The 12,356-nt window shown below is 75.3% G+C and carries 12 protein-coding genes and 1 pseudogene; 6 read left to right on the forward strand and 7 right to left on the reverse strand.

Annotation, left to right across the window (positions count from 1 at the left end; translation table 11 throughout):
• The first annotated feature begins 65 nt into the window (after nucleotides 1-65).
• From ACZ5WK_RS22775 to ACZ5WK_RS22785, 3 genes are all read left to right on the forward strand, one after another.
• Complete coding sequence (locus ACZ5WK_RS22775) at nucleotides 66-629, forward strand: helix-turn-helix domain-containing protein (protein ID WP_396323392.1); 564 nt, start codon at nucleotides 66-68, stop codon at nucleotides 627-629.
• Nucleotides 626-2,176, forward strand: a complete 1,551-nt coding sequence (locus tag ACZ5WK_RS22780; RefSeq protein WP_465549451.1) for an MFS transporter — start codon at nucleotides 626-628, stop codon at nucleotides 2,174-2,176. Before ACZ5WK_RS22775 ends, ACZ5WK_RS22780 begins: the two co-directional genes overlap by 4 nt.
• A 79-nt stretch (nucleotides 2,177-2,255) precedes the next feature.
• On the forward strand, nucleotides 2,256-2,954 hold the full coding sequence (locus tag ACZ5WK_RS22785; protein ID WP_465549453.1) for an alpha/beta fold hydrolase: 699 nt from the start codon (nucleotides 2,256-2,258) through the stop codon (nucleotides 2,952-2,954).
• Nucleotides 2,955-3,100: 146 nt separating this feature from the next.
• On the opposite strand, the gene ACZ5WK_RS22790 is transcribed toward ACZ5WK_RS22785, so the two are convergent.
• Complete coding sequence (locus tag ACZ5WK_RS22790; RefSeq protein WP_465549455.1) at nucleotides 3,101-4,561, reverse strand: DUF2252 domain-containing protein; 1,461 nt, start codon at nucleotides 4,559-4,561, stop codon at nucleotides 3,101-3,103.
• Nucleotides 4,562-4,922: 361 nt separating this feature from the next.
• The gene (locus tag ACZ5WK_RS22795) at nucleotides 4,923-5,180 is read right to left on the reverse strand and encodes a LapA family protein (protein WP_465549457.1); all 258 of its coding nucleotides are present in this window, start codon (nucleotides 5,178-5,180) and stop codon (nucleotides 4,923-4,925) included.
• A gap of 147 nt (nucleotides 5,181-5,327) precedes the next feature.
• Between ACZ5WK_RS22795 and ACZ5WK_RS22800 the strand changes: the two genes are divergently transcribed.
• A complete protein-coding gene (locus ACZ5WK_RS22800; RefSeq protein WP_465549459.1) occupies nucleotides 5,328-5,783 on the forward strand; it encodes a ribosomal maturation YjgA family protein in 456 nt (151 codons plus the stop codon).
• Between the two features lie 7 nt (nucleotides 5,784-5,790).
• On the opposite strand, the gene ACZ5WK_RS22805 is transcribed toward ACZ5WK_RS22800, so the two are convergent.
• A complete protein-coding gene (locus ACZ5WK_RS22805; protein WP_465549461.1) occupies nucleotides 5,791-6,573 on the reverse strand; it encodes an SGNH/GDSL hydrolase family protein in 783 nt (260 codons plus the stop codon).
• Between the two features lie 317 nt (nucleotides 6,574-6,890).
• Between ACZ5WK_RS22805 and ddaH the strand changes: the two genes are divergently transcribed.
• Entirely contained in the window at nucleotides 6,891-7,718 is an 828-nt protein-coding gene (gene ddaH, locus ACZ5WK_RS22810; RefSeq protein WP_465549463.1) for a dimethylargininase, read from the forward strand.
• A gap of 6 nt (nucleotides 7,719-7,724) precedes the next feature.
• Here the strand turns inward: ddaH and ACZ5WK_RS22815 are convergent, their stop codons facing one another.
• The 4 genes and pseudogenes from ACZ5WK_RS22815 to ACZ5WK_RS22830 all read right to left on the reverse strand — a co-directional run.
• Nucleotides 7,725-8,390: a LutC/YkgG family protein gene (locus tag ACZ5WK_RS22815; RefSeq protein ID WP_465549465.1), complete on the reverse strand. Its 666-nt coding sequence runs from the start codon at nucleotides 8,388-8,390 to the stop codon at nucleotides 7,725-7,727.
• On the reverse strand, nucleotides 8,387-9,781 hold the full coding sequence (locus ACZ5WK_RS22820; RefSeq protein ID WP_465549569.1) for a lactate utilization protein B: 1,395 nt from the start codon (nucleotides 9,779-9,781) through the stop codon (nucleotides 8,387-8,389). The genes ACZ5WK_RS22815 and ACZ5WK_RS22820 overlap by 4 nt, the downstream gene beginning before the upstream one ends.
• Before the next feature lie 20 nt (nucleotides 9,782-9,801).
• A complete protein-coding gene (locus tag ACZ5WK_RS22825) occupies nucleotides 9,802-10,563 on the reverse strand; it encodes a (Fe-S)-binding protein (RefSeq protein ID WP_465549467.1) in 762 nt (253 codons plus the stop codon).
• A gap of 146 nt (nucleotides 10,564-10,709) precedes the next feature.
• Nucleotides 10,710-10,898 (reverse strand): annotated as a pseudogene (locus ACZ5WK_RS22830) (hemin transporter); the annotation flags it as partial.
• A gap of 201 nt (nucleotides 10,899-11,099) precedes the next feature.
• Between ACZ5WK_RS22830 and ACZ5WK_RS22835 the strand changes: the two are divergent.
• On the forward strand, nucleotides 11,100-12,224 hold the full coding sequence (locus ACZ5WK_RS22835) for a DUF3103 family protein (RefSeq protein ID WP_465549469.1): 1,125 nt from the start codon (nucleotides 11,100-11,102) through the stop codon (nucleotides 12,222-12,224).
• Nucleotides 12,225-12,356 lie beyond the last annotated feature (132 nt).

Genomic DNA, 12,356 nt, shown 5'->3' on the forward strand with positions numbered 1-12,356 from the left:
CTGGTCGGACAAGCCCAAGGGCCGGCCCCTGCAGTTGATCTCACATCCGGGATAGCATCGCGAATATGGGAATCGACACGGCCGCCGACGAGCGGCTGGCAGCCCGCCTCTCCGAGCTGCGGCTCGAACGCGGGTGGACCTTGGAGGAGTTGGCGCGCCGGGCGGATGTGAGCCGGTCGACGCTGTCACGGGTGGAGCGGGCGGAGGTGAGCCCGACGGCGGCGTTGCTGGGGCGGCTCTGCTCGGTGTACGGGCGGACGATGTCGCGGCTGCTGGCCGAGGTCGAGTCGGCGCCGGCGCGGTTGGTGCGGGCGGGGGAGCAGGCCGTGTGGCGGGACGAGGCGACCGGGTTCGTCCGGCGGTCGGTGTCGCCGCCGCACGGGTCGTTGCGGGCGGAGGTCGTCGAGGGCCGGCTGCCGGCGGGGGCCGACATCGCGTACGACCGTCCGTCCGTCCCCGGGCTGGAGCACCATCTCTGGTTGCTGGAGGGCGGGTTGGAGCTGACGGTCGACGGCGAGCCGCAGCTGCTCGCGGCCGGTGACTGCCTGCGCTTCGTCGCCGAGACCACCCGGTTCCGGTGCCCGGGCCCGGGCGAGGCCCGCTACGTGCTGGTGGTGGTCGTCCCGTGAAGCCGTCCTCCGCCGGTTCGATAGCCGCGGCGCCCCGGGAGCGGTTCGACGCCGCGGGGCGCCGGGTGCTGCTGGTCTGTGTCGCGGGTGGGTTCACCACCCTGCTCGACCAGTCCGTGCTCAACACCTCGATCCCCGCCCTGCGCGAGAGCCTGCACGCCCAGCCGGCCCACCTGCAGTGGATCGTGGCCGGGTACTCGCTCGCCTTCGGGCTGGCGCTGGTGCCCGGCGGGCGGCTCGGGGACGTCCGGGGCCGCAAGTGGTTCTTCGTCACCGGCCTGGCACTGTTCACCGTGGTGAGCCTGCTCTCGGCGACCGCCACCGAGCCGTGGGTCCTGGTGGCCGCCCGGCTGCTCCAGGGTGCGGGGGCCGGGCTGGTCAACTCGCAGATGATCGGCACCATCCAGGACGTCTTCAGCGGGCAGCTGCGGGCCAGGGCGCTCGGCATGTACGCCGTGACCGGCGGGCTCGCGTTCGCGCTCGGCCCGCCGGTCGGCGGCGCGGTGCTGGCCGCCGTCGGGCCCGAGCACGGCTGGCGGCTGACCTTCCTGCTCAACGTGCCGTTCGGGCTGGCCACCGTCGCCCTGGCCGCCCGCCACCTGCCGAGGCCGCGCCCGAGCGCCCGGCACGCCGACCTCGACCTGGTCGGACTGCTGCTGGTCGGCGCGCTGACCCTGACGCTGATGCTGCCCTTCGTCCAGCCGCCCGCCTGGACCGGCTGGCTCGGCTTCGCCGCCGGCGCCTGTCTGCTGCTCGGCGCGCTGGCCTGGTGGCAGCGCCGCTACGCCCGGGCCGGCGGCCACCCGCTGATCCATCCGGCCCTGACCCGCTCCGCGCCGTACGCGCTGGGGACGGCGGTGGCGATGGCCCAGTTCGGCTCCTCGCTCGCGGCAGGGCTGGTGCTGGCCATGTTCCTGCAGGACGGCCTCGGGCTCTCCCCGATGGGTGCGGCGCTGGTCTCACTGCCCTCGGCGGTGTCCATGGGGGTCGCCTCCGCGCTCGCCTGGCGGGTGGTGCAGCGGTTCGGCCGGCGGACCGTCACCGCTGGCATGACCCTCTCGGCCCTGGTGATGCTCACCAGCGGGCTGGTGGTGCACTGGGCGCCGACGGGTGCGCTGCCCTGGCTGCTCGCCGCGCTGCAACTGCTCGGCGGCGCCGCCGTGGGCGTGATGGGGGCCACCAACCAGGCGTACGTGCTGCGGCACGCGCCCGCCGAGGCGGCCGGGGTGAGCGGGGCGATTCTGCAGATGACGCAGCGGATCGCGGCGGCTGTCAGCATCTCGGCGCTCTCCGGCGTCTACCTGCGGGCGACCGGGGGCGGCGGCGGGCACCGGGCGGCGTACACGTACGCGAGCGCGGTGTGCGCGGTGGTGGCCGGGCTGGCCGTGCTGGCGTCGGTGTGCGCGGGCCGGGCGTCGGCGGCGCGGGAGGCCGAGGCGGCGGCCGCAGGAGCGGCGGGCCAGGACGAGGCCGTTCAGGAGGACGCTCGGGGAGCGGAGGCTCGACCGGCCGTGCCCGGCCCGGCCGAGGCACGGACGCAGCAGTAGGTCGCGGGCAGCGGCGAACCGTTGAGCGGTGGGCGAACGGACGGCCCGGGTGCGGCGGCCACGGCATACGGTGGGCGGCATGACTGATCACCGGATCGTGGAGCTTCCCGAGGTCGCCCTCGCCTACCGCGAGCACGGCACTCCCGGCGGCCCGCCGCTCGTCCTGCTGCACGCGCTCGGCGAGCGGGCCACCGACTGGGACGGCGTCCTGCCGGGCCTCGCCCCGCAGCACCACGTCTACGCGCTCGACCTGCGCGGCCACGGTGACAGCGGCCGGCCCGGCCGGTACGGCTTCGAGCTGATGCGGGACGACGTCCTCGGCTTCCTGGACGCGCTCGGGCTGGAGCGGGTCGACCTGGTCGGCCACTCGATGGGCGGCGTGGTCGCGTACCTGCTCGCGCAGGAGCACCCCGGGCGGATCGGCCGGCTGGTGCTGGAGGACATCCCGGCGCCCTACCCGCGCCCGGCGACCCCGGTGGCCGATGCTCCCACCGAGCCGGTGAGCTTCGACTGGGCGGTGGTCAGGGCGATCAAGGGACAGCTCGACACCCCGGCACCGGTCTGGCTGGAGCGGATGGCGGCCATCACGGCTCCGACCCTGGTGGTGGCGGGCGGCCCGGCCAGCCACGTGCCGCAGGACCGGATCGCCGAGATGGCCGACCGGATCCCGGACTGCCGGGTGGTCACCGTCGAGGCCGGGCACCTGGTGCACCACCTGCGGCCGGCGGAGTTCGTCGCGGCGGTCGCGCCGTTCCTGAACCCCGCCGGCCGGGAGTGACGGGCCGGCCCTCGGACGCCGTGCTCGGCCCGGGGCGGCGGGCCGTCGGATGCCGTGCTCGGCCCGGGGTGGCGGCCCTCGGACGCCGTGCTCGGCCCGGGGCGGCGGGCCGTCGGATGCCGCGCTCGGCCTGGAGTGGCGGGCCGTCAGATGCCGTGCTCGGCCGGGAGCCGGCCCGCCCGTATGGCCGCGAGCAGGTCGGCGTGGTCGGCCTCGGTGCGGTCGGCGTACGCCACCGCGAAGGCGGAGACCGCCTCGTCCAGCGCCTCGTTCTTGCCGCAGTAGCCGGTGATCACGCCGGGGTCGGCGGTGTGCGCGTGGGCCCGGGCCAGCAGGGCGCCGGTGATCCGGGCGTAGTCGTCGAGCTGGCCGGGGAGCAGCGCCGCCGGGTCCACGCTGCCCTTGCGGTTGCGGAACTGCCGGACCTGGTAGGGCAGGCCGTCCACGGTGGTCCAGCCGAGCAGGGTGTCGCTGACCACCTGCATGCGCTTCTGGCCGAGCACCACCCGGCGGCCCTCGTGCGCGTCGGAGGCCGGCGCCGCCGTGGCGAAGCCCGCGCGGGCCAGGTGGGGCAGCAGGACCGAGGGGCGCGCCTCCTTCACCTGGAGCACCAGCGGCTGTTCGCGGTGGTCGGTGAGCAGGACGACGTACGAGCGGGTGCCGACGCTGCCGGTGCCGACCACGCGGAACGCCACGTCCTGCACGTGGTGGCGGGAGAGCAGTGGGTGCAACTCGGCGGGCACGGTCTGCACGTAGGGGCCGAGCGACGCGGCGACCGCGCCGGCGGTCGAGTCCGACACCTCGCTGAGGACCGGGGGAGCGGCGGTGAACCGCCAACCCCCGTCCTCCGTCCGGACGGTGGACTTGGCGGCGAACTTGGCGCCGGTGTTGCCGAGCGCCTTGGCACCGACCTTCTGCAGCGCCTCGGCCAAGTCGTGCGCCTGGGCGAAGGAGACCAACTGGTCGTCGGCGACGGCGTTCCAGGCGTCCAGCGCGGGCAGCTTGGCCAGCGTGCGCATGGTCCGGCGGTAGGAGCCCGCCGCGTCGAACGCGGCCCGGCGGGCGGTCGTCTCGTCGGCGCCGATCTCACGGCCGGCCAGCACCAGGCTGGCGGCGAGCCGCTTGAGGTCCCACTCCCACGGGCCGGGCACGGTCTCGTCGAAGTCGTTGATGTCCATGACCAGCCGGCCGCGGGCGTCGCCGTAGAGGCCGAAGTTGGCGGCGTGCGCGTCGCCGCAGAGCTGGGCGGTGATCCCGGTGGCCGGGGTGGCGGCGAGGTCGGCGGCCATCAGGCCGGCCGAGCCGCGCAGGAAGGCGAACGGCGTGGCCGCCATCCGGCCGAGCCGGATCGGCACCAGGTCGGTGAGGCGGCCGGCGTTGGAGGCCTCGATCGCCTCGACGGCGCCCGGCCGGTCGGCGCCGAGCGCGAACTCGGCGTGCCGCTCGCGCGGGGTGCGCTCGCGCAGTGCCTTGCCGCGCTCGCGGGCGCGGCCGTCGTGGCGCGGCGCGAACCCGTCCACGGCGAACCGCCGCCCCGGCCCCCGGCCGTGCCCCACCGCGTCCGCCCGCAGGCCGGACCCCTCCACCGCTTCGGTCAGCTGCGTCACTGCGCCCCGCCCCCGTCTGTCCGTCGTTCCCGCCCGCGACCTGCGCGGACCCGGCCCCTCGGCGGGCCGGGCAGCAGGCTACCCGGCCAGGGGGCCGGCGTTCGGACCGGCCTGCCGGCACGGCCTGTGGGCGGGGCCTGTCGGGAGGGAGGGACGCCGATCGGGTGGCGGCGGTTCCGGGGGCGGGTGGGCGGCCGCCCCGGGCAGGGCGAGCGGGTCGGCGGCGCCGACCAGGACGGTCAGCACCGTGCGACCGGGATGTTCGGCACCGTGACCGGTGAATCGATGGATCGGGCCGCCTCGTCGAGGCGGCCGCTGCCCTCCTCCCTGCCCGTGCTCAGCCCCTGGTCTCTGCCCGTGCTCAGCTCCTGGCCCGGCGGCGGAGGCCGACGACGTAGCCGATGACCAGGCCTGTCGCCAGCGTCACGGTGAGGACGGCCCAGAGCGGCAGTGTGACGGTGGCGACCCACAGGGTGATGGACACCGATCCGGTGTTGGCCGCGATGAACCACACGGCGAGCACCGCGAGGACGGCGACCCCGATGGTACGCATCCGCACGTCGCGCCCCTTGACCGTGACGGTCGGCGGACGCTGCGGCGGGGGATTTTTCTTCGCCATCTCCCCAGTATGGTGCGTTCCGCGGGCCGGGGCCTGTCCGAAGGGCGGGCGCGGGGTTCTCGCCCCCAGGGACGGCGTGCATGCCCGTGATCCGGGCCGTAAGGTGATCGCCGGGGTGGGTGTCGGGAACCCCCTAGGCTGGCCGGCATGGAAGATCCTCGGGGGAGGCGGGCCCGCCGGGCCGTCCGGGCGGCGGCCCTGGCGGCCGCGGTCCTGACGGTGGTGGCCGGGCTGGGCGTGCGGGCGGTGGGCGGCGGGGAGTTCGCCAAGTACGCGGGGGACGCGCTGTACACGGTGCTGGTGTACGCGCTGGTGCTGCTGGCCGCGCCGCGGCTGCGCCCGCTGCCCGCCGCGGGCCTGGCCGCCGCGCTGAGCTGGGCGGTGGAGCTGTTCCAGCTCACCGGTGTGCCCGACGAGCTGGGCCGCCGGAGCACGCTCGCCCGGTTGGTCCTCGGCTCCACCTTCAACCCGCCGGACCTGTTCTGGTACCTGGTCGGCGCCGCACTGGCCGCCGCGCTGCACGCGGGCGCCGGGCGGCCGGCCCGCCGGCCCGGCGCGGGCCCCTTCGGTTCTCCCGGGGGGCCCGCACCGTCGGACCGCTGACGTGTCGTCAGAGCGGTATGAGCTCCGGGCGCTTGGCCTCGACGTGGTCGCCGGAGGACTCGCCGCGCAGCCGCCGGCCGACCCACGGCAGCAGGTACTCGCGCGCCCACTGCAGGTTCTCCCGGCGGTGGTCGGCGGCCGACTGGACGGGGAGGGCGGGCCACGGCGCCTCCGGGTCCTGCTGGGTGCGCAGGCCCAGCGAGCGGGCGGCCAGCAGGGCGACCCGCTGGTGCCCCTCGGGGGAGAGGTGGAGCCGGTCGTCGCTCCAGGCCCGGCGGTCCTGCACGGCGCGCAGCGACCAGAGGTCGGCGACCTTGCAGCCGTTGCGGTCGGCGACGGCGCGCATGTGGCCGTTGTAGGTGGCGATCTTGCCGCGCAGGTGCTTCAGCAGCGGCACGCCCCGGGTGTCGAAGCCGGTGCAGATGAGCACCGTCCCGGCGGAGTCGGTGAGTTGGGTGATCGCCGCCTCGAAGCGCTCGGCCACCTCGTCCGGGTCGCTGCCCGGGCGCAGGATGTCGTTGCCGCCGGCACAGAAGGTGACGAGGTCGGGCTGGATGCGTCGGACCTGCGGCACCTGCTCGGCCGCGATCTGGTCGAGCAGCCGGCCGCGTACCGCGAGGTTGGCGTACCGGAATCCGCCCGGCGGCTGTCCGTCGGCGAGCAGCCCGGCCAGCCGGTCCGCCCAGCCGGCGAATGCACCGGCCGTGCCGGGGTCGTTCAGGCCCTCGGTGAAGCTGTCCCCGAGGGCGGCGTACGAACTGAGGTCAAGGGTCTCCTGGAGGTTCGGCATGTAGGAGATAGTTCACTGTCTGAAGTGACTTACGCCACCGTAGGTGGCCCGTGGCGGTACGTGAGATCGGCCACGTGGGGGAGTGGGCGAGGGGGAGGTGCGCGGGCGACGGGGAGAGGCCGCGGGGCGCGCGGGGTGCTGTCGTGCGCCGGGGGCCGCGCCGGGTGCGCGGGGTGGTGCGTCGGCCGGGGGCGTCCGCGCGCGTGTGCGAACGGCGCGGGCGGGGCAGCCGCCCTCTGGGCCGTGCTCGCGTGCGACCGCGGCCCGTACGCCCGTGATCCCGATCCCCCGAACAACCGGACGGCGGAGGTTGCCGCATGCCGAACCGAACCCCGGAGCGCACGGCCAGGCCACGGCGCTACCTGATGTGCCGGCCGACGCACTTCACCGTCGACTACGCGATCAACCCCTGGATGGACCCGGGGCGCCCGACGGACACCGCGCTCGCCCTCCTCCAGTGGGAGCGCCTCCGCACGCTGTACCGGCGGCTCGGCCACACCGTCGAGCTGATCGACCCGCTGCCCGGCCTGCCCGACATGGTCTACACCGCCAACGGTGCGACGGTGCTGAACGGCAGGGCGCTGGTCGCCACCTTCCGGCACCCGGAGCGGGCGGGGGAGTCGGAGGCGTACCAGGAGTGGTTCGGGGCCCACGGGTACCGCGAGGTTCACCGGGCCGGCCACGTCAACGAAGGGGAGGGCGACCACCTGGTGGCCGGCCGCCGGGTGCTCGCCGGGACGGGGTTCCGCACCGACGCGGCCGCGCACGCCGAGGCCCGGGCGCTGTTCGGCGTCCAGGTGCTCAGCCTCACCCTGGTCGACCCGCGCTTCTACCACCTGGACACCGCGCTCGCCGTCCTCGACGACGACCACGTCATGTACTACCCCGCGGCCTTCTCACCGGACAGCCAGGCACTGCTGCGCAGCCTCTACCCGGACGCGATCCTCGCCGACCGCGCCGACGCCGAGGTGTTCGGCCTCAACGCCGTCTCGGACGGCCGGCACGTCCTGCTGCCGGAGGCCGCCAAGGCGCTGGCCGGCCGGCTCGCCGAGCACGGGTACGAGCCGGTTCCGGTGGACGTCTCCGAGCTGCTCAAGGGCGGTGGCGGGGCGAAGTGCTGCACGCTGGAGCTGCGGCCGGTCTGACCGCGGTCAGTGCTCCGTGACGAGCAGGACCTCCAGGGTGCGCGGGCCGTGGACGCCCTCGACGCGGTCGAGTTCGATGTCGCTGGTGGCCGAGGGGCCGGAGATCCAGGTCTGCGGACGGGTGGGGTCGAGCCGGGGGAGGGCGAGCGGGACGGAGGCGACCACCTGCCCGGGTGCCAGGACGACGCAGAGGTGGTGGTCGGGGACGAGGCTGAGCAGGCGGCGGCCCTGGGCCGGGCCGGCGTCCAGGACCAGGGTGCCGGTCTCCGCGATCGCCAGCGCGCACCCGGTCAGCACGCTGTCCGTCCGGTCCAGCCGGTCGGCGGTGAGGGTGCCGTCGTCCGCTCGCCGTTCGACGGTGGCGGCGGAGAGCCAGGCCGGTGGCAGGCCGGCCGGGACGGCGACGCTTCCGGAGCCGCGCGCCGTGAGGAGCGCGGCGACGAGTGCGGGCAGTCCGGCGGCCGTGCAGCGGTGGACCTCGGCGCGGTAGTCGGCCAGGTTGTGGTGCAGCAGGTCGAGCAGGGCGGCCGGGTCGTCCGCCGGTGCGTGGCTCGCCGAGTAGCCCCGGGGGAGCGGCCGTTCGTCGGAGTCGGGGGCGGTGCGGCCGTGGAACGCGGCGCGGATCCGGCCGAGGATCAGCTCGCGGGATCCGGGCGGGCGGTGCGTGGTCATCGGCGGTTCCTCCGCCACCAGTCGCGGAAGGGTTCGGCGGGTGGTTCCGGGAGGTCCCGGGTGTCGGTCCAGGCCCGGCCCGGCCCGGGCAGCCGGCGCGGAAGGAACCGCCTGGCCCGGGCCGCAGCCCGCTCGGCCGCGCGGAGCAGCCCCGGGTGATCGAGCACGTATCCGGCCGCCGCCACGGCCGCCAGCTCCAGCGGGTGGCCGCGCTGCCCGGCGACCCGCTCGCGCAGGTGGACCAGGACCTCGGGGATGTCGATCGCCACCGGGCAGACCTCGTAGCAGGCTCCGCAGAGCGAGGAGGCGAACGGCAGCGAGGCCTCCACCCTGCCGGTGGTGCCGTGCAGTTGGGGCGTGAGGATGGCGCCGATCGGCCCCGGGTACACCGAGCCGTACGCGTGGCCGCCGGCCCGCTCGTAGACCGGGCAGACGTTGAGGCAGGCCGAGCAGCGGATGCACCGCAGCGCCTGGCGGCCGACCTCGTCGGCGAGGGCGGCAGTCCGCGCGTTGTCGAGCAGGACGAGGTGGAACTCCGACGGTCCGTCGCCCGGGGTGGTGCCGGTCCAGAGCGAGGTGCACGGGTTCATCCGCTCGGCGGTGGAGGAGCGCGGCAGCAGTTGCAGGAAGACCTCCAGGTCCCGCCAGGTCGGCACCACCTTCTCGATGCCGACCACCGAGATCAGGGTGTCCGGCAGGGTCAGGCACATCCGGCCGTTGCCCTCGGACTCCACGACCACCAGCGTGCCGGTCTCGGCCACCATGAAGTTGGCTCCGGAGACGGCCACCCGGGCCCGGAGGAACTTCTCGCGCAGGTGCAGCCGGGCCGCCTCGGCGAGATCCGCGGGCGTGTCGGTCAGCCCCTCGGGCGCCGGGCGCCCCCAGGAGGCCATCCGCCCGGCGAAGATCTCCCGGATCTCGGCACGGTTGCGGTGGATCGCCGGGACGAGGATGTGCGAGGGCCGGTCGTCACCCAACTGCACGATCAGCTCGGCGAGATCGGTCTCGTACGCCGTGATGCCCGCGGCGGCGAGCGCCTCGTTCAGCCCGATCTCCTGGGTGGCCATCGACTTGACCTTGACGACTTCACGCTCGCCGGTCGCGCGGACCAGCCGGGTCACGATCGCGTTGGCCTCGTCCGCGTCGGCGGCCCAGTGCACGGTGCCGCCCGCCGCCGTCACGGCCTCCTCCAGCCGGACGAGGTAGCCGTCGAGATGGCGCAGCGTGTGGTCCTTGATCGCCTTGCCGGCGGCGCGCAGCTCGGCCCAGTCCGCGAGCTCGGCCACCGCACGGGCCCGCTTGTCGCGGATGGTGTGGGTGGCGTGCCGCAGGTTGGCGCGCAGCGTCGCGTCCCGGATGGCGCGGGCGGCGGCCTCCGGGAAGGCGGGCATGCCGAGAAAGGTGCTACCGCTCAACTCGCCCTCCAGGGTTCGGCCTCGGTGCTCGCCAGGATCTCGGCGAGGTGCAGCGGACGCAACGCGCCGCCCCGGCGGCGCAGCATTCCGCCGAGGTGAAGCAGGCAGGAGTTGTCGGCGCCGCAGAGCACCCGGGCGCCGGTGGCGAGCGCGCTCCGCAGCTTGTCCTCGCCCATCGCCGCCGAGACCGCCGGGTTCTTCAGGGCGAAGGTGCCGCCGAAGCCGCAGCACTCCTCGGCGCCCGGCAGCTCCACCAACTCCAGCCCGCGGACCGCCCGGAGCAGCCGCCGGGGCCGATCGCCGAGGCCCAGCACCCGCAGCCCGTGACAGGACGGGTGGTAGGTCACCCGGTACGGGAAGTGGGCGCCGACGTCCTCGACGCCCAGCACGTCGGTCAGGAACTCGGTCAACTCGTACACCCGCAGCCCGAGTTGCGCGACGACGTCGGCCAGTCGGGTGCCCCGGCCCTCGGCGGCGGCCCTGGCCCCGATCCGCGGGTAGTTGTCGCGGATCATCGCCACGCAGGACCCGGACGGCGTCACCACGTGGTCGTACCCGGCGAACACCCGGGCCGTCCGGCGCACCAGCGGCTCGCAGGCCCGCCGGTAGCCGGTGTTGAACTGCGGCTGCCCGCAGCAGCTCTGCCCGGCGGGGAAGTCGACGTCCACCCCGAGGCGCTCCAGCAGGCGGACGGTGGCGACCGCCGTCGACGGATACAGCGCGTCGTTCACACAGGTGGCGAAGAGCGCGACCCGCATCGTCCCTCCCTGCGCCGGTGGTCGGGGGAGCCGTCGGCCGGCCCGCCGGTGATCGTGCGGCAGCGATGCTACCGAGCGGGCCTGCCGGGCGGGAGGATGCCGCGCCGGGCCCGGGTGGGGCTCCGGGTCCGGCGCGGCGTGGCCGTTCAGGCGTCCTGGCCGAGCCAGAGGTCGGGGCCGAACACCTCGTAGTGGATGGCCGCGGCCGGAACGCCCGCCGCGAGCAGCTGGGTGCGCACCGAGCGCAGGAAGGGCAGCGGGCCGCACAGGTACGCGGTGGTGCCGGCCGGGACCGCGACGGTCGAGAGGTCGACCAGGCCGGTGCGTTCTCGCGGCCGGTCGCCGAGCGGCTGCTCGTAGAAGACGCGGCCGGACCCCCCGCCGGCCCGTCGGGCGATGGAAAGTGTTTTCCGGACCACTTCTTGATGGTGAGTCACTTGCTGACTTTACTTGACATGGCTCCGTCGTAGGCGGGGCCGGTTCCCTGCATGGTTCCGCATGGTTCCCTGCACCTTCCGCTTCAGGAGGACACCCGCATGGCGCTCTCCCGTTTCCGCCGCGCCACCGTGGCGGTCGCGGCCCTGTCGCTCGCCGCCCTGGCGGCCGGCCAGGCCGCGGCCGCTCCGGCGCCCGCCCCCGCCCCCGCTCCCGCCCCGGCCCCGCAATCCGCGGGCCGGGTCGCCACGATCGAGGACCAGGTCGCCCGCGACCTGGCCAGATCCCTCGCCGACCCCGCCTGGCGCTCCCGGGTGCAGTCCGCGGCCGGGTCCGCCGGCACCGAGCTCGCCCCGCTCGCCGCCGCCTCCGGCACGCCCGCCGCTCACGCCCTCGCCGAGACCGCGGCCGCCGCCGACCGGAAGATCGCCACGGCGAAGGGCCTCGACGCCGGTCTCGGCCCGCTGCTGCGCGTCCAGTTGGCCGATCCGTCGATGCGGGCGGCCCTCGACGCCGGCGCCACGCCGCTGGTGGCCACCGCCGTGGCCGACGACCGCGCCCGCACCGTCCGCGCCTACGACACCGCGGGGCACGTCCACACGCTCGACGCCACCCGGGTGCCGGGGCAGCCGGTCTACCTGGTCGACATCGACACCGCGAAGGCGATGGCGGCCGGATCCGAGGTGCTGCGCCGGGAGTTCGCCGCGCAGGGCCTCGCCGGTGCGCAGGCCGCGGGCGGCTGGTGGGCCACGAAGATCGACAGCATCGAGGTGTCCGACGACCAGGAGCCCTGGTTCAAGGGCGCGGCCGAGATGTTCGGCCTGGTCACCGGGTTCGGGCAGGACGGCAAGGTCCGGGTGGACTCGGTCGCCATGCCCTACCTGCGCTACGACGGCACGGTGTACAACCCGAACCAGATCCTGGTGAACTGGTCGAACTACAAGTACAACCTGGCCGACGTGGTCCTGATGGAGGACGACGGCGACACCAACTACCTGGCCCTGGCCCAGGCCGTCGCCGCCGTCCTGCTCACCATCGCCGACCAGGGCGCCTACATACCGCTCGTCAACGCGGTGCTCGCGGCCCTGCCCACCTCCTGGTGGACCGACGACCCGGACTACGTGGAGTCCTGGTACACCCTGGCCCGGACCAGCTCCGGCCGGCTCAACGGAGCCACGGGCAACGGCTGGATGACCGTCGCGCCGTACTGGGTGGAGCAGTTCTGAGCCGGTTGATCCCGCCCACCGGCTGACGCGTCGACCTGCCGGCCGGGTGATGCCGGGTGATCCCACGCCCCGGCCGGTCTGCGGGCCCGCGGCGTGGACCGCCCCGCCGACCCGGCACGGGACGCACGGCCG

The organism is Kitasatospora sp. NPDC032757 (assembly GCF_055579305.1).